At 35.2% G+C, this 17,693-nt stretch carries 12 protein-coding genes; 7 read left to right on the top strand and 5 right to left on the bottom strand.

Annotated features, from left to right (window positions below; translation table 11 throughout):
- Window positions 1-178: 178 nt before the first annotated feature.
- Entirely contained in the window at window positions 179-550 is a 372-nt protein-coding gene (locus tag ACFFLS_RS14435; RefSeq protein WP_379682290.1) for a helix-turn-helix domain-containing protein, read from the top strand.
- A 143-nt stretch (window positions 551-693) separates the two neighbouring features.
- On the opposite strand, the gene ACFFLS_RS14430 is transcribed toward ACFFLS_RS14435, so the two are convergent.
- Window positions 694-1,302: an RNA polymerase sigma factor gene (locus ACFFLS_RS14430; protein WP_379682289.1), complete on the bottom strand. Its 609-nt coding sequence runs from the start codon at window positions 1,300-1,302 to the stop codon at window positions 694-696.
- Between the two features lie 112 nt (window positions 1,303-1,414).
- Here ACFFLS_RS14430 and ACFFLS_RS14425 point away from each other — a divergent pair, with 112 nt between their 5' ends.
- The 6 genes from ACFFLS_RS14425 to ACFFLS_RS14400 all read left to right on the top strand — a co-directional run bounded on the left by ACFFLS_RS14425 (window position 1,415) and on the right by ACFFLS_RS14400 (window position 13,963).
- A complete protein-coding gene (locus ACFFLS_RS14425) occupies window positions 1,415-2,554 on the top strand; it encodes a FecR family protein (protein WP_379682288.1) in 1,140 nt (379 codons plus the stop codon).
- A gap of 96 nt (window positions 2,555-2,650) precedes the next feature.
- Window positions 2,651-6,145, top strand: coding sequence for a SusC/RagA family TonB-linked outer membrane protein (locus tag ACFFLS_RS14420; RefSeq protein ID WP_379682287.1), 3,495 nt, complete (start codon window positions 2,651-2,653; stop codon window positions 6,143-6,145).
- A 71-nt stretch (window positions 6,146-6,216) separates the two neighbouring features.
- The gene (locus tag ACFFLS_RS14415) at window positions 6,217-7,548 is read left to right on the top strand and encodes a RagB/SusD family nutrient uptake outer membrane protein (RefSeq protein ID WP_379682286.1); all 1,332 of its coding nucleotides are present in this window, start codon (window positions 6,217-6,219) and stop codon (window positions 7,546-7,548) included.
- A gap of 28 nt (window positions 7,549-7,576) precedes the next feature.
- Window positions 7,577-8,971 (top strand): TlpA family protein disulfide reductase, encoded by a 1,395-nt coding sequence (locus ACFFLS_RS14410; RefSeq protein WP_379682285.1) that lies wholly within the window; start codon window positions 7,577-7,579, stop codon window positions 8,969-8,971.
- A 97-nt stretch (window positions 8,972-9,068) separates the two neighbouring features.
- Window positions 9,069-11,120: a protein-disulfide reductase DsbD family protein gene (locus tag ACFFLS_RS14405; protein ID WP_379682284.1), complete on the top strand. Its 2,052-nt coding sequence runs from the start codon at window positions 9,069-9,071 to the stop codon at window positions 11,118-11,120.
- A 41-nt stretch (window positions 11,121-11,161) separates the two neighbouring features.
- Window positions 11,162-13,963 (top strand): M16 family metallopeptidase, encoded by a 2,802-nt coding sequence (locus ACFFLS_RS14400; protein ID WP_379682283.1) that lies wholly within the window; start codon window positions 11,162-11,164, stop codon window positions 13,961-13,963.
- A 616-nt stretch (window positions 13,964-14,579) separates the two neighbouring features.
- Here the strand turns inward: ACFFLS_RS14400 and ACFFLS_RS14395 are convergent.
- The 4 genes from ACFFLS_RS14395 to ACFFLS_RS14380 all read right to left on the bottom strand — a co-directional run bounded on the left by ACFFLS_RS14395 (window position 14,580) and on the right by ACFFLS_RS14380 (window position 17,630).
- Window positions 14,580-14,879 (bottom strand): helix-turn-helix domain-containing protein, encoded by a 300-nt coding sequence (locus ACFFLS_RS14395; RefSeq protein WP_379682282.1) that lies wholly within the window; start codon window positions 14,877-14,879, stop codon window positions 14,580-14,582.
- 107 nt (window positions 14,880-14,986) lie between these two features.
- Complete coding sequence (locus ACFFLS_RS14390; RefSeq protein ID WP_379682281.1) at window positions 14,987-15,550, bottom strand: biliverdin-producing heme oxygenase; 564 nt, start codon at window positions 15,548-15,550, stop codon at window positions 14,987-14,989.
- A 58-nt stretch (window positions 15,551-15,608) separates the two neighbouring features.
- The gene (locus tag ACFFLS_RS14385; RefSeq protein ID WP_379682280.1) at window positions 15,609-16,874 is read right to left on the bottom strand and encodes a S41 family peptidase; all 1,266 of its coding nucleotides are present in this window, start codon (window positions 16,872-16,874) and stop codon (window positions 15,609-15,611) included.
- Window positions 16,875-17,630 (bottom strand): HmuY family protein, encoded by a 756-nt coding sequence (locus ACFFLS_RS14380; protein WP_379682279.1) that lies wholly within the window; start codon window positions 17,628-17,630, stop codon window positions 16,875-16,877.
- Window positions 17,631-17,693: the final 63 nt, after the last annotated feature.

Here is a 17,693-nt window from a genome sequence, read left to right as displayed (position 1 = left end):
GGATAGTTCGAGCAGCGTGGAAGTTGTTATAAACCCTGAAAGCCAATCAGGAAAATAAAAACTTCAACATCCATTTTTATTTTATTAGTCTTTAAAGGTTGTCTTCACCAGACAGCCTTTTTTGTTGACTATTCTGACTTGAATTTGATAGTAGCAATAAGATTAGAATATCTTCAAAATGTTAATAGGCGACAAGGTTAAAAGTATCAGAGAATTAAAAAATTATACCCAGCAATATATAGCCTGTGAATTAGGCATAACACAGCCAGCTTACAGTAAAATCGAAAAAGGTAAAACAAGAATTAGTATGGTAAAGCTCGAACAGCTCGCTATTATTTTGGAGTTGCCTTTGCAGGATATAATTAATTTTGAAATGCATAGAGATTTTAATGATGATATGAATTGTGAAAATGGATCACATACTGGCAGCTTTATTGGCTATTCATTACTTAAAAAGCTTTATGAAGATAAAATTGAACTTTTAGAAAAGTTTGTCTCGAAAACAAATAATGAACTTCAGATTTACAGAAAAAAGTTCGGACCGTTATAATTTAGTGACAGTGATATGTAATAATGAAAAAGAATGTTTAAAAACTTTTTATTATAAAAGTCGTATTCAGGCATTCAATAGTTTAGACTCAAAATTCAATAAAAATAAATATTGAGTAATTTAGTTTATTTGTTATCTTCTGATCAAAAATTAGAAATATGAAATCTTTTTTTTCCTTTAAAAATTAAACTCAAAAACATAGTCAAATAATTTTTGTCTGATAATTTAGTTCTCAAAATTTTATATGCTTTCCCAATCTGATTTTCAACTGTATTTATGGAAATGTTTAATTTTTCAGCAATCTGCTGGTATTTTAAGCTTTCGTATTTATTTAAGATGAAAATCTCTTTGCATCTTTTAGGAAGTCGTTCAATTTCCGATTTAAGAACGGCGATGCGCTCATCAATTGTTTCCGGATCTTCTTCATTTATACTGGATAATAAACTGTATCTTAAGTCTTCTAAGTTCTTATTCAGTGTTTTCTCTTTCCGAACAGAATCCAAAAATGAATTGTAGACAGCTTTGTATAGATAACTTTTTATATTCTGCTGTACGTTAAAAGACGCTCTGTTTTCCCAAAACCTAAGCAGTATATTTTGAACCAAATCTTCCGAAGCTTGTTTGTCTCTTGTGTAACTATTGGCATATACGCATAAATCTTGATAATAAGCTAAGTATATTTCCTTAAATGCTTGATTGCTGTCATTTTTGAAATCCTCTATTAATTGTTTGTTTATGTAAGAATTTTTCAACTAAATACGTTGTTTAGATGTAATAATATACAAATTTAAATAATTTTAATAAATTAATAGTGGTTTTTTATGATTTATACGTCTTAGAATAAAACCATGCAATTATTAAAAAATGAGTGATAAAAAAAATAAGGTAATTATCTCGAAATATCTTAATGGAGAAGCTTCGGAGGAGGAAATTATGCTTCTCGTTTCCTGGCTGGAGGATGAAAAGAACAAGGAAGTTTTTAAAAGCTATTTAATAATCAACCATGCTCTGGATAATACATTGATTTTTGATTCTTTGGCGGCATATAAAAAGACACAAAGAAAAATAAAAAAGACAGAGAGGAAAGGCATACTTCGTTATTTAAATGTATTTGAATATGCCGCTGTTATTGCTGTCATTATTTCTGCGGGATACTTTTTCTTAAATAGAGATAACTTGGAAGAAACAAGAGATGTAATTAGTAATAATATTGCTGCAGGTTCGGATAAAGCAATCCTCACATTGAGCGACGGAACCAATGTAACATTGGACAAAAATCAAAGCTATGCGTCAGGCAATGCGAAAAGCAATGGCAGTGAGCTGATATACAGTCATGTCTCTAAGGGCAAAATTGTATATAATTATTTAACGGTTCCAAGAGGCGGACAGTTTTGTCTTAAGCTTCCTGATCAGACTAAAGTCTGGCTTAATTCGGAATCCAAATTAAAATTTCCTGTAGATTTTATTCAAGGTAAAACACGTGAGGTAGAACTGGTTTATGGTGAAGCTTACTTTGATGTGTCCCACAGTACAAATTATGGAGGATCGTCTTTCAAAGTGCTTAACCACAATCAGGAAGTTGAAGTTTTGGGGACTCAATTCAATATCAAAGCCTACAGGGATGAACAAAGCATTTACACCACACTTATAGAAGGCAGTGTTGAAGTTCATAGAAGTAATTATACTGAAAAATTAGTGCCAAACCAGCAGTCAATAATTAATCTTTCTCATAGAGGAATAGCTGTTTCAACAGTTGATGTAAATAAAATAGTCTCTTGGAAAAAAGGTGTTTTTTTGTTTGAAAATGAGTCTCTTAAGAATATAATGAAAGTGCTTTCAAGATGGTATGACATCGATATTGTCTTTGAATCCAAAAATATAGAGGCACAAACCTTTAATGGGGCATTGAATAAGAAACAAAGCATTACCAGTATTTTAACGATGATAAAAAACACCAATAATATAAACTATGAGATACAAGGCAAGACTTTGATCATTAGATAAAAATAAAGGGAAACAAGGCTGAATCCTTCACAATGCAGGCCTTAATTTCCCCTCTGAAGTATTAATTGAAATTTAACTAACACCAAAAACAAATTTATGGAATTTAAAATTACCAAACCTCCTTTTTATCTTGAAAGGAGAATCTTAGCTTTTATTATGAGAACTTTTCTACTCTTATTTTGTACGACAGTCTTTAGTTTTTCTTCTGAAAAAATGGTTTCGCAAACCGCTAAAGTGTCTATTGATGCTGATAAAACGGTAACTGTTGATGAAGTTTTTAAAATTATCAATCAGCAGACGGGTTATTCTTTTATATATAAATCCGGATTGTTCAAAGACCTGCCTCGAATTAAGCTCAAAAAAGGAGATATTAAGGTCAATAAGCTTCTGGAAGAGCTTATAAAAAATGAAGATTTTAATTTTATTGTATCTGCAGACAATACTATTATTATCAAAAAGAAAACACTTTTCAGTTATTTTGACGAGATAAAAGTATCGGGAAAAATTATTGACAAAAATGGAATACCTATACCCGGAGTTACCATTTTGGTTAAAGGAAGCCGTAAAGGAGTTTCAAGTGATATGGATGGCAGCTATTCCATCACTGCACCTTCATCAAGTAATGTTTTAGTCTTTTCGTTTTTAGGGTTTAAATCTAAAGAAATCCTGGTGGGAGATCAAAAAATTATAAATGTTGTTCTGGAAGAAGATGTAACAGAGCTTAATGCGTTGGAGATAGTATCTACCGGATATCAAAATATTTCTAAAGAAAGAGCTACAGGATCATTTCAGAAAATTAATGAAGATGTTCTGGATTTTAAGATATCTCAGGATATTATCTCAAAAATTGAAGGAGAGGTTTCGGGTGTATTATTTGACAACACTGATGGGGTAACCATAAGGGGCTTAAGTACGATTAACGCTAATGATGACCCTTTGATTATTGTTGATGGTTTTCCGGTTTCGCAGGATCTAAATTCTATTAATCCCAACGATGTAAAAAGCATAACAATTCTAAAAGATGCTGCCGCGGCTTCTATTTGGGGTATTAGAGCTGCCAATGGGGTAATAGTAATTGTTACTAAAAAGGGAAGTAATAAAGAAGCGCCAAGTATTAGTTTGTCATCCATAACTAAAATTAGTTCAAAATATGACCTGAACGATCTAAAATATGCACCTACATCAAGTTATCTGCAATACGAAAAACACAGAGCAGATAACAGATGGGTTACATACCCGACAAATTACGGCCCACCACGATTAAGTAAAGGATTGGAAACCTACTTAAGACAAAACAATGGCAGCATTACCCAAAGTCAGGAGGATGACATTATTAATGGTTTATCAGCTAAAGATAATAGGAACGAGTTTGAAAACTTATTTATGGCAAACAGTATCTGGAGCCAGCATAATGCCAGTATATCAGGTGGAGGAACACGCAGCGCTTATCGCGCTTCACTGACCTATAATAAAAACGAAAGTTTAAATTTTTTCAAAAATAATGATCGTGATGAACTTATTGTTAACCTGAACAACAGTATTGATCTTTCAAAAAAATTGCAGCTGAATTTTAATTTCAACTTCGATACTTACGATTATAAAAATAACGGAATGTCTTTTTCTGATTACAGCAATTTATTCCAGTACCAGGATATAGTAGGGAGTAATGGAGAATATCTGCCTCAGCGATATGGATTTTATAATGCTGCAACAGCCGCTAATTATCCATATACATGGGATTATAACCTGAAGCAGGAATATGACAGCAAAAATAATAATACAAAAACAACATTACTTCGTTTACAGACGGAATTAAAATATGATCTAACTGATTATTTAAATATTCAGGCGAAATACCAATACGAATGGGGACAGAATAATATGAATAACTTATTTGATGAAGGCACTTATTTTGTGAGAAATTTAGTTAATACTTATACTGCGAATAATTCATCACTAGGCAGATATGTAAGTACGGTTCCAAAAGGAAGCGTACTGACTAATCAATTTGGACAAAATACAACACATTCAGGGAGGTTCCAGCTTAATTTAGACAAATCATTTAACGATCATAATATTACTTCAGTTGCTGGGTATGAAATCAGAAAAGAGATGAGTAATACTTTTGGGACATCTAAATACGGGTATGATCCGGAGTCTTTAACTTACGCAAATATTCCATTTGGTGCTGTAGTGAATATTTCTCCTTCGGGAACCGGTACACTAAATGACCCGACAACGATAACTGAAATTGAGAATCGATTTATATCTTATTTTGGCAATGCGGCCTATGCATTTAAAAGAAAATATATCCTTTCGGGAAGTATAAGACTTGATGATGCGAATCTGTTTGGCGGCAGCAAGGAGTATAGAAATATACCATTATATTCAGTTGGACTTAAATGGAATTTGCATGATGAGCCTTTTATGAGATCAATAAAAAATATTAATCTGTTGAGTCTTAGAGCGACATATGGCAGTAATGGAAACGTAGATAACAGCACAAGTCCATTTTTGCAGGCAAGCATAAGCAGAGATTCTCAGACAAGTAATCAATATGCATATGTTTCTACTGTGAAAAATCCATCGTTGAGATTAGAGAAGACCTATGTGCAGAATCTAGGGTTAGATTTTGGATTTTTTGATAACAGATTAAGCGGAAGCATTGAATACTATAACAAAAAGAGTGTTGATTTATTATCGACAGTTGCCATATCTTCTACTTTAGGTTTTAATTCAGCTCTCGTTAATGCCGGAGTAATGACCAATAAAGGGATTGACACGCAGTTAACGGGTCAAATAGTTGATAATAAAAGCTTCAAATATCAAACAACCTTAAACTTTAGCTATAATCAGAATGAAGTTACTAAAGTTGATGTGCCTACTCAAACCATAAATACCTATTTAGATGGTCAGCCATTAGCAGGCAAGCCATTGCGATATTTGTATAGTTACAATTATATCGGTTTGGATGCAAACGGATACCCATTGACATTAAACCAAAATGGGGAGGTAATTGATGTAAATGGAAGAAATGAACAAGGAGCCAGCGCGCTTATTACAGATGTAAATGCGTTGGTTTACAATGGTTCTTTGACACCTAAATATTATGGAGGCTGGATTAATAATTTTAATTACAAAAATCTTAATCTTCGAATTCTTACCACCTATAAACTTGGTTATGTATTCAGAAATAGAAATGTTTTTGATTATTACGATGTTCGTTTTGGTCTGAATAGTGGCCATATACATGAAGATTACGATAAAAGATGGCAAAACCTAGGAGATGAGAACAATACTATTATTCCAAGAATCCCTACCGGACCAAACGATTTTAGAGCTGGATATACTTATTATGCAAATGCAAAGCAGTTTATTGATGATGCAAGCCATATACGATTAAAGCAGGTAGCATTAGGCTATAATCTTAACAGTAATGCATTACAGGAAATAGGTATTCAACAATTTGAACTTGGTTTTCAAATTGATAATTTGGCTGTTTTTACTTTTAATAAATGGAATGTTGATCCGGAAAGCATGTATTACAGAACACCAACATCTTATACATTTAATATTAAAGCTAACTTTTAACTAAAATGAAAAACATATATATATCATTTATCTGCCTTATATCTTTAACGGCATGTAACAGAGAAGAATGGTTGGACATAAAACCTAAAGGGATTATTATTCCTCAAAAAGTTGCAGATTACAGATTGCTGCTTGATCAGTCTGCAATCACTGCAACCTCTAAATCACCAGCTTTGGTAACTACCTATTCAAATGTAGATTTAATGGGGGATGAATACCAATATAATAATCCAAATGTAAGCGCCACAGTTGCTGAAAATGAACAGAATATGTTCCTTTGGAAGGATGATTTTTTCAACGCAGACCAGGAAGATCCTGATTGGCAAAATCTATACGGCCAAATCTATGTAACTAATGTCGTTTCCGAAGAAATTATGAATGCGGAAGGTGATATGAATGACAAGTTACAGCTGCAGGCAGAAGCAAAAATTCACAATGCGTATGCTTACTTTGCTTTAGCAAATCTGTATGCAGTTCATTATAATCCGGCTACAGCCTCTAGTGTACAGGCAGTTCCATTTAGAACCACTACGGCATTGGAAAATGTAAAATTACCACGTGCAACAGTGCAGCAGCTTTATGATCATGTTATAGAAAATGTAACCTCTTCCATTCAGTATCTGCCAGATTTACAAGCAAATACTACTCTTAGGCACAGGCCGGCGAAAGTAACCGCTTATGCATTTTTATCAAGGGTATATTTATATTTAGGGGACTATGAAACAGCATTAAAATATGCCGATCTTACTTTGGCTCTAAATAATAAGTTGCTTAATTATAATACGGTTGCAAATAATTCTTCCGGTATAATTAATATGCCGCTGCCTCAGAATAACCCGGAAATAATATGGCTGAAAAAATCTTCAAGACCTTTTAGATTATTACCTGTTACGCAGGAACTATATAATTTATACGAAACCAGAGACCAAAGAAAAAGACAATTTGCCCCTATAACTTTATTTGGTATAGCTGGAAGCGATTTTGTATATGCAACCTCGTTTTTTACATCCTTTAGATTTTGTGGATTTTCTGTGCCGGAAGCTTTATTGACAAGAGCAGAATGTAATGCCAGATTAAATCGTTTGGATGCCGCTTTAACCGATATTAACTATTTACGACAAAATCGTGTCCCTGCGGCCGATTATAGAGCTTTAGCAAGCACCAGTCAGACTGAAGTGATCAATATGGTGTTAGCTCAAAGACGATTAGAATTAGTAGGTCAGAGCTTAAGATTTTTCGACATTAAAAGGTTAAATCAATTTCACAATGCTAATATAAACTTGACTCATAACCTTAGCAGTCAAATGGCAGAACTTAAGGCCAATAGTAAAAATTGGGCGGTGCCGGTTGCTCCAAAGTATATTTTGGCAAATCCGGAAATCGGAAAAAACGAACGCGAGTAATAGGGTTTAACATAATAATTTAACATAGATGCAAATTCGACATAAAATAAAAACATTACTAGTTTTCAGCTTAATTATAAGTTGTGTTTACGCTACGGCCCAAAAGAAAAATGATGTTATTGTTTTTTCGGGTGTGATTAGTAATAAAATTGATGATCAAATCAAGATATACGATTTTCAGAACCAGATTGTTTCAGAAATAAAAGTTTCTCCTCAGGGGAAATTTGCAGAAACATTAAAATTGAAAGATGGTTTCTACACTTTGAAGTATGAAGATGCTTCTTCCAAAATGTTTCTGGAGTCCGGATCCAATTTAAATGTTTCATTTGATGCTAAAGATTTAAAAAAGAGCTTAAAATTTTCAGGTAAGGGAGGAGCGGTCAATTCTTACATTCAGAAAAAATCAAGTAAGAATTGGGGAATTGCAGAAGACTTAAAGATTCGTTACGGACTTAGTGAAACAGATTTTAAGCGTATGATGACTAAAGCAAAAACATCGAAAGATTCCCTGCTTCTTAGTCAGGTAGGTATTTCTGAGAATTTTAAAAATAAAGAAAAAAGGAATATTAATTATGAATACATTAATGAGATGATCAAGTATGAAAGTGATCCTGCTCATTACACGGCAAATCCTGATTTTAAAGTTTCGGCAGATTTTCTGCCTGAGTTAAAAACATTTGATTATGATAATTCAGACGATTTTTATTTCTCAAACTCTTATAAAAATATTGTATTAGGTCATTACAGAAGATTAGGTAAAGAACTTGCAGAAAGAGACAAACACGATAATTATTATCTTTCTTATATCACAGCAGTTTCAAGAGCAAAAAATCAGGACATAAAAAACATACTTCTTTACGAGCATGCTAAAAATGCAATTGCATATACCAGCGATGTTCAGGAATACTACAAAATATACATCAATTCGTCAACAGATCAGGCGAACAATAAAGTTATAAGCCAGATTTATGAAAAACTGCTTCCTATTTCTAAAGGAAATATGTCTCCAAAGTTTGTTGGTTACGATAGTTACAGTGGAGATAAGGTGTCTTTAGATGACTTAAAAGGGAAGTATATTTATATAGATGTCTGGGCGACATGGTGCGGTCCTTGTAAAGTAGAAATTCCACATCTTGGTAAAATTGAAGAAGAATACAAAGGAAAGAATATTCAATTTTTAAGTATTTCCATAGACAAGCGCGCCGATATAGAGAAATGGAAAAAAATGATAAACGATAAAAAAATGGGAGGCATTCAGGTTATAGCTGATAATGCCTGGGATTCTAAGTTTATTCAGGATTATTTTATTAAAGGCATCCCGCGCTTCATTTTAATAGATCCTCAGGGAAAGATAATCTCTTCGAATGCACCAAGGCCTTCAGAAGCAAAATTAAGGGATTTGCTCAACGGGCTTAATATTTAGTACTAAAGAAATTATAATGGCAGAATTCAGTTATCGGCTTAATCGACAAAAAAGATTAGGCTGATAGGAACTGTCATGCCTAAAAATTTAAATTCAAATGAAAAATTATTTTCTTGCTATATTGTTGCTGACCTGTTCTTTTGCAGAAGCACAGATTTATAATCCCGTAAATTTTAAAAATGAGGTTCATGCTGTTAAAAACGGCATTTATGAGCTCACCATGACCGCTAGTATTGAAAAAGGATGGCATCTTTATTCCCAGAAAGTCGAGCAGGATGGTCCTGTGCCTACAACATTTAGCTTTAAAAGCAACAAAGGCATTGAGCTTATAGGTAATGTTAAGGAGCCGGAAGGACATATAGTGGATGATCCTGTTTTCCAAATGCGTATTAAATTTTTTGAGGACAAGGCAGTTTTTAAGCAGCAGTTCAAATTGACAGACCCTTCTAAAAAATCTATTGATTTCTCAGTAGAATATATGGCATGCAACAATACGCAGTGTCTTCCTCCTGAAACCAAAAACTATACAGCAGCACTGACTTATAAACCAGGTTCGGCTTCTGAATTTTCTGCAGATGCAAAAGCGAAGAACAAATTAGTTTCTGATTCATCTTCTAATACAGCTGCGCAGGAGGAGCCGGTCTCTAGGTTGTCTGCCGATACAGTATCGGAAAGTAAATTGGTTTCAGTTAAATATAAACCATCTAAACACCAAAAGGAGGAAACGGAATCTAGCAGTCTGTTGACGATTTTTATACTAAGTTTTCTGGGAGGTTTTGCGGCCCTGCTTACCCCATGTGTTTTCCCGATGATACCTATGACAGTCAGCTTTTTTACCAAGCAAAGCAAAACTAAGGCTGACGGAATTAAAGATGCCTTATTATATGGATGTTTTATTATTTTTATTTATCTGGCTCTTGGAACTTTAGTTACTGCAGTGTTTGGAGCAGATGCTTTAAATGCACTGGCAACTAATGTGACTTTCAATTTGATGTTTTTTGCCTTACTGGTCTTTTTTGCTCTTTCCTTTTTAGGTGCTTTCGAGATCGTGCTGCCAAGTTCATGGCTTACCAAAATTGACGAAAAATCACAGCGAAGCGGTCTGATCGGAATCGTATTTATGGCACTTGCACTGGCGGTTGTGTCATTTTCTTGCACAGGCCCGATTGTCGGAACCTTATTAGTTCAGGCAGCAAGTCAGGGAGGTCTCGCACCAGTAATTGGAATGTTTGGTTTTTCATTGGCCATTTCTCTCCCTTTTACGATTTTCGCAGCTTTTCCAGGATGGATGAATTCACTTCCAAAATCAGGCGGCTGGCTGAATTCGGTTAAAGTATTTTTAGGATTTTTAGAGCTTGCTCTGGCTTTCAAATTCTTATCCAATGCTGATTTGGTGTTACAGCTGCATCTGCTGGAAAGAGAAACCTTTTTAGCGATTTGGATTGCCATTTTTGCAGCGCTGAGTTTTTATTTGTTTGGAAAGATTCAGTTGAGCCATGATTCGCCTTTACAATATCTTTCTGTTGGAAGGCTGAGTTTAGGAATATTTGTGATGGCTTTTACCATTTATCTAATACCGGGATTATGGGGGGCTCCGCTTCAATGGATCAGCGGATTCCCTCCTCCTCAGCATTACAGTGAATCGCCTAATGGAATTGGAACATCAAAACAAATTGGGTCCGCACCCGTAAGCCTGCCTGAAGGTGCAGAACAAGGTCCGCAGGGAATTCCGGTTTTTCTTGATTACGAACAAGGACTGGCATATGCTAAAAAAGTACACAAGCCTGTCATGCTTGATTTTACAGGATATGCATGTGTGAACTGCAGGAAAATGGAAGAACGGGTCTGGCCAGCCAATGATGTTCTATCACATTTAAGAAATGATATTGTCTTAATCTCATTATATGTCGATGATAAGAGGATGCTCCCGGAAAATGAACAGTTCATTTCCAAAATTAATGGTAAAAAGATTGCATATGCAGGACAAAAATGGAGTGAACTGCAAATTCTTAACTATAAAACCAATGCACAGCCTTACTATGTTTTAATGGATCACAATGGCGAATCCCTTAATGAACCGACGGCTTACAATCCAGATATTCAATCGTATGCCCGATGGCTCAAAGAAGGAATTCAGAATTTTAAATAAGGATCAAAAAAATAGAAATAAAATAGCAAACTAAACAGCATATGAAATTGGTTCAATCTAAATTTTTACTCTTTACACTTTTGTGTTTTGGAGCTAAGAGTAATGCACAATTTTCAACTACTATCCCATTAAGTGAAGAAGTTGTTTCCGGAAATTTAAGAAATGGAATGAAGTATTATGTGCTTCATAATGAATGGCCGAAGGACAGGGTGAGCTTTTATTTTGCTCAAAACGTTGGAGCGATTCTTGAAGAGGATAATCAAAATGGACTGGCACATTTTCTAGAACACATGGCTTTTAATGGTACTCAGAATTTTGAAGGCAAAGGCATTATTGATATGTTAGAGAAAAATGGAGTGCGATTTGGTTCTGATATTAATGCTTACACGTCTCAGGATCAAACGGTTTATAATTTAAGCAATGTGCCTGCGAAAAAACAATTGATAGATTCTTGTCTTTTGGTTCTGCACGATTGGTCGGGATTTCTTTCTTTAAAAGATGCAGAAATTGATGCAGAGCGCGGTGTTATCAGGGAAGAATGGCGAGCTCGCAATACTGCTGATTTTAGATTGCGCACCCAGACTAATAAAGTGCTTTTTAAAGGTTCAAAATATTCCGATAGAGATGTAATAGGGGATATGAATATTATTGACAATTTTAAATACCAGGATCTGAAGGATTATTATGAAAAATGGTATCGTCCGGATCTCCAGGCTGTCATTGTTGTAGGAGACGTTGATGTCAAAGAAGTGGAACAAAAAATCATAAAACTTTTTTCGGATATAGAGATGCCTCAAAATCCTGCCAAGCGTTATTATGTGCAAATTCCTGACAATAAAGAAATGCAATATGTTTTGGCAAAAGATAAAGAAGCAAAACAGACTAAAATCACCCTTTATTACAAGAAGAATCCAGATAAAGAAAAAAATATCCAATCCTTTAAGAAGGACTTAATCAATAGCCTTTGCGTAAATATGCTCAACAGACGCTTTCAGCAATTTATTCAAAGTGGAGAAACTGCCAGTATCTCATTGGGAGCGGGGACAACTGAAATAACCAGGTCAACAAATTCTTTTAGTTTAGTTATGATTCCCAAAAATGGCAAAACAAAAAAAGGTTTTGAAGAACTGATGACTGAAACAGAAAGAGCCGTACGTTTCGGATATACCCAAAAAGAATTAGACCGCAGTAAAAAAAACACTTTAAGTTCGTTTGAAAATTTGCTTCGCAATAAGGATAAAATAAAAAGTGATTCTTTTGCCGGCCAGCTTGCCGAGTATTTTTTTTCAGCAGAGCCATTCATGAGCCTTCAAAAGCAATATGATGAGGTCAAAGCGGCATTAGAAGTGATTAGGCTTGCTGATGTAAACCTTGCTGTAAAAGAACTTTACCATTCTGAAAACCAATTTTTAATGGTTACAGGTCCTGATAGAACAGATATTAGTTATCCTATGGAAGGTGATTTTACAAAGATTATGTCTGATGTACAGAAAATGAACCTTGAAAAATATAAAGAAACTGATATAGAGAGACCTTTGGTTGAAGACAAGCTGAAAGCTGTGTCAGTATCAAAAGAATTTGCTGTTAATGGAATTTCAGGAGCGAAAGAATATACATTGAGCAACGGAGCCAAAATAATATTATATCCTACTGGACTGGCTAAAGATGAAATTTTATTTAGTGCTTTTAGTAAAGGAGGGAGTTCTTTAATTAAAACCGAAGATATTCCTTCATCGCAAGTGGCTGTAAATTTAGTTGAAAAGTCAGGGTTGGGATCTTTTAGAAGTTCTGATTTATCAGATAAATTAAATGGTAGAATTGTTCGTATTCAACCCTATATTAATGAGATATCAGAGGGATTTCAGGGTTCCACTAATCAAAAGGATATGGAAACGATGCTGCAGCTGCTATATCTGTATTTTGAGCATCCCAGGCGGGATAAAGAATCCTATTCCAGAATAATTTCACAGTATAAAAATACTGTTGACAATTCAATCAATAATAATATTAAGGTTTTTCAGGATACTGTTTCGCAGTTAAATAGTAATCGTAATAAGCGAGTTCCGTTGTTTAATCAAGATTTTATAAATCGAATTGAGTTTGAAAAAGCAGCAATCTGCTATAAAGAGAGATTTCAAAATGCAGCAGATTTTACTTTTATTTTTGTTGGAAACCTTCCTCAGGATGCACTTGAACTAATAAAGAAATATATAGGAAGCATTTCATCTGTACCCAATAAAGAAGAAAATTATATTGATCATCATATTGAGCCGGCAGCCGGTATTTCAAAGCAGTTTTTAATTCGCGATATGGATGTTCCAAAAGCTACTGTATATCTAAGGTATTCTTATAAATCGTCTTACACATTAAAAGACGGTCTTAGTGCTTATATCCTTTCTGAATTGTTATCAAAAAAATACCTTGAATTAATTCGTGAAGAACAAGGAGGCAGTTACGGTGTAGATGTTTTTAGTTCAGTGAACAGACTTCCTGAGAATAATTATATAATGACAGTAAGTTTTGAGTGCGACCCGGAGAAAGAAGAAAAACTTACCCCGGTTATTTACAAACAAATTGAACTGATCCAGAAAGAGCTGGCCGATCCGCCAACCATTCAGTCAATTAAAAGCAGTCTTTTAAAAACCCGCTCTGAAAAAGTATTGTCTAATAATTTCTGGATTAGCAGCCTTCAAAACATGAAACTTTTTAATGAAAATTTCAAAGATGATAATGCTTATAAAACAACTTTAGAAGAAATTACAACACAAGATATTAGAAGTTTTGCAGAAAAGTTTTTTAATCATACGAAATCTGTTCAGGTGATTATGAAATCTAAACCTTAAGAGCATTGGAATAAAAATGCTTATTGCAATAGTACGGTTTTTCATCCATTGAATTTTAATATACATGAATTAGTAAGCTTGTTAAATTATGAAAGACCAAAAAGAGCTGTTTTATCGACAGCTCTTTTAAATTTAATGCAGGTAAAATTAATTGCTTGCGCATGTTTTTTGCTTTAGTCTATTACATTAGAAAAGCAGACTGAAAAAAAGTCAATGAGGATCCATATACTTTCGATATAATTTGATTAATCGTAGAATGAATTTCTAGTATTTTTCAATTTAAATATATCATCAAAAACGAGTGTTTTTTTAAGTTTGCTACCTCTATAGCATAAGTTTCTTTACATTTTATGGAGGATTTGAAGAGATTGACGTCCTACATTTAGTGCTTGTTTTTCATTATTCTTTTGTGAATTTGGTTTGAATGTCCAGTTGGAGATAGAAAATGGATTGTCAAAAAACAAAACATTAACCTCATTTTACTAAAAGAGTGAAATATCTCTAAAAACTGCTGTAAGTTTTTGTGGCAAAACAGGTATCACTTCCAGTACGGTTATTTTTTTACAAAACCGCCTTAGCTTTCTGTGTCAAAATTGGAGGCAGCTCCAATTGCTTTTTAGGTTTTCAATCTGCGAATTTCTTGTTTAAGTGAAGAGTTTTCTTTTCGTAATGATTTAATTTCCTCAATCAGTTCGGGCGGAATGTAGGTATTGCGTCTTTTCAAATTGCCATACTGTATGCTGCTGCAACTGTTTTCGTATATTTCAGATTTCTCCACGTCTAATACTTCGGCAATTTTGTCCCATTCGGCAGGCGTGATGCCTGATTGCCCGCGCTCTTTGCGGCTGTAGGTAGCCTGGGTAATGTTTATAAGGTATGCCATGCTATCCTGGCTGATTTTACGCTTTAGGCGCATATCCAAAAGTTTTGACTTTTTCAATTGTGCGGAGGTGTTTGAAAAGAGTTATTAATTAGATAAAGGCGCTTTATAGCGCCTTATTGTTTTTTAAGGATATAGGTTTATTATGCCTTAATAAGAGAGGCTGTTTCAAATACATCGCCGAACCTGCTGAAAGTTTCTCGTGCCGCATCTACTGCCTTTACAACATCTGATTCTGTCTTTGGAAGGATATTCAATGCTGCAGTGAAAGACGCCCATTTCAGTCCGGATTCATTTCCGTAGCCGCTGAAGAAAGAGAACCCTTTTTCAATTCCTTTTTTCTGCAGCATCTGTACGATATACGGGCCGCCCATAATAGAGCCTTCCAGTACGTATAATGCGCCCATTGCCTGAATGGGATCTTTTATTTCAGCTGTCGAGGCTGCAGGCAGTTTGTCTATGCTGCCGCCTAATACTTCAATATCCGCTTTGATGTAAGATGAGTTGCGGCGTTCGCTGTAATCCGGCAGCACTGCGTTGATGTAAGGGGCAATTGCTTTTTCCACCTCATTAAAATAAACATAGAAACATTTTAGCAGTTCTATGTAATCGGCGTCGCTGCTGATGTTTTTAATTCGGAGAACCACTTTTTTCTCTGTCTCCTGATGGCCGGTCTTTGTAGCCTCTTTGATTATATTGCTTAACATATTTCTTTTATTTTTTTATTCTTAGTCACTAGTTATCAGTTTTCAACCATCATCTAAATTAACGAATTAATTTTCTTCTGTTTTCTATCATCATATTAAAATGAGACAGGTTTTGCGGTGCTGCCAAACCGCTTGTTTTTGCAGTTTTTTTTGCTGTAGGTATACTGCCTGTTTCTATATAGCCCAATATCGTTTTTAGACAGCTTTCCTGTGGGTTGCCCAATTCGTACAGCCCACTGTCTATTGCGGGAATATCTGCCTGCATTCCCTCAAAATAGTTGGCCTCCCCATCGGCATTTTTAATTAAAAAACTGCTCATATAAACGGTGTATTGGTCTATAGCCACACCAAAAAAACCTACTGGCTTGCCGTAGGTTTTGGTTCCGGCAAGTTTTACGTTAAAATAAGGTTTTAAACAGTTGATAAGCATCTCTGCCGCCGATGCTGTACTGCCCGAAACAATGAAGTAGACGTTTTTTATACTTTCTAATGAACCTTTTTTGCTAAAGGTGTAGGTGTTGCCCGTTTCTGAATAATCGACATCGGCCATAGTGGCCGCTCTTCCGTTGTAGATAACAGGTTTTCCTTTATCATCTAAATAGGGCTGATGTTTTAAAATTGTGGCTTTGCCTTGCTGCATTAGGGGGTTAAACTGCTCTGTATACATTTTTTTTGCGTTAAGCGATGAGGGCACAACCAAATTAGCCACATATTCGGCGGTCTGCACATAGCCGCCCCCGTTGCTGCGCAGGTCAATTACCAAATGTTGTGGGCTTGTAATAGCCAACTGTGCAAAGGCTTTATCTAAATGGGTTTGTGCGGCAGCCATTTCGGGAAACCAGGATAAAGCTATATAGCCTACCTTAGCTGTGCCCGCATTTACAATCGCTGTTTTTAATACCGGATTATCAGGAAGACTGCTTTCTTGAGCAGAAGCGGTTTGCCTGTCCGCTGCCTTGCCGTATACCAGATAAGAATATTTGGGCGTACCAGCGCTAATAGGGTTTTCAAACGGCAATGCTGTAGCCGCATTAATTTTTAGCTGTGAAATATCAAACAGCTCAGCATTAAATGAAGCCATGTCCGAACTTATGCTGCCGTATTTCTCCCTGGGATTAAAATCAGAATAGCTGGGCAATGCATCGTTCCAAAGATAGATCTGGCGGGCATACAAAAAAATAGAATCCAAGGTAAACTGTTTGCGCGTGCCTGTAACAGGCGAAACAATAGGCAGCTCTGGAGATGATGGTTTGTCCTCTTCACAGCCTGTAAGGCAGATGGCAATTATAAGTATCCTGAAGCCTATTTTCTGTATCGTATCCATTTATTTTGTCTTAACATCTTTGCTTCCCGGTTTGGCTACGTAATAACGGAAACTTAAATATCCTTTTTCAGAATCTTTATTGTTATCAGCCGGCTTGTTTTTGTAAATGTTTGTAAACTCAAATTTAACCAGCCTCCCGTCATTAAGCTTAATAATATAACATTTGTTAGCATAAGGAACATAGTACAATGCAAGTCCCGTTTCTGTGCTGTTGACGTAAAATCCACTAATATTTGTATCTATATAAGAAGGGTCATCGTATGCACCTACTCCGGTAATATAGCCCGCTGCTTTATCAAAACTATATTTTAAGTCATCAGGTACGGTTTCCACTTCATCAAAGCTTTTAGGGATATAGCTGCCCGTTACATTAAAGGCATCCGTACCGGTTGTCCAAGGAGCACGAGTGTCCGTTATAGTACTATTATGGGCGCATATAACTCCGTATGGTGCAAATGTAGTAGTACGGCGGCTAGTGAATGTAATATCCCAAGCTTCTGTTTTTGGGTCAGCAGGTTTTACAAAAGCCATTTTATCGAAATCGTAGTACACATATTGTAAAGCGGGTCTTTCTGTTGTAATATCCACTGGAGCATAGGTTACCTCTACCATGCCGTTTTTGTATTTTTTGGTGTAGTCGTCTATTTGTACAAAATCTGGTTCCGGTTCAGGCGCCGCTTCTTTGTCGTCATTGCTGCAGGCGCTCAATGCAAGAACAAATAGTGTAAAAAGAGATACAATTTTAAGTGTTTTCATTTGTTTTAGAATGTTTTTGAGAAAAAATAAATTATGGTTGAGTATTATATTATGGTCTAGCCA

The organism is Flavobacterium procerum (assembly GCF_042431625.1).
Lineage (GTDB): Bacteria > Bacteroidota > Bacteroidia > Flavobacteriales > Flavobacteriaceae > Flavobacterium > Flavobacterium procerum.
The sequence above is the reverse complement of the archived record's forward strand: the minus strand, read 5'-3'. Positions and strand labels throughout refer to the sequence as shown.

What these genes read in the sequence shown, in the direction of transcription:
- ACFFLS_RS14390 (WP_379682281.1), bottom strand. Translation starts at nt 15,550, where the DNA reads ATGTTAAGCAATATAATCAAAGAGGCTACAAAGACCGGCCATCAGGAG.
- ACFFLS_RS14420 (WP_379682287.1), top strand. Translation starts at nt 2,651, where the DNA reads ATGGAATTTAAAATTACCAAACCTCCTTTTTATCTTGAAAGGAGAATC.
- ACFFLS_RS14425 (WP_379682288.1), top strand. Translation starts at nt 1,415, where the DNA reads ATGAGTGATAAAAAAAATAAGGTAATTATCTCGAAATATCTTAATGGA.
- ACFFLS_RS14400 (WP_379682283.1), top strand. Translation starts at nt 11,162, where the DNA reads ATGAAATTGGTTCAATCTAAATTTTTACTCTTTACACTTTTGTGTTTT.
- ACFFLS_RS14380 (WP_379682279.1), bottom strand. Translation starts at nt 17,630, where the DNA reads ATGAAAACACTTAAAATTGTATCTCTTTTTACACTATTTGTTCTTGCA.
- ACFFLS_RS14435 (WP_379682290.1), top strand. Translation starts at nt 179, where the DNA reads ATGTTAATAGGCGACAAGGTTAAAAGTATCAGAGAATTAAAAAATTAT.
- ACFFLS_RS14410 (WP_379682285.1), top strand. Translation starts at nt 7,577, where the DNA reads ATGCAAATTCGACATAAAATAAAAACATTACTAGTTTTCAGCTTAATT.
- ACFFLS_RS14395 (WP_379682282.1), bottom strand. Translation starts at nt 14,879, where the DNA reads ATGCGCCTAAAGCGTAAAATCAGCCAGGATAGCATGGCATACCTTATA.
- ACFFLS_RS14385 (WP_379682280.1), bottom strand. Translation starts at nt 16,874, where the DNA reads ATGGATACGATACAGAAAATAGGCTTCAGGATACTTATAATTGCCATC.
- ACFFLS_RS14405 (WP_379682284.1), top strand. Translation starts at nt 9,069, where the DNA reads ATGAAAAATTATTTTCTTGCTATATTGTTGCTGACCTGTTCTTTTGCA.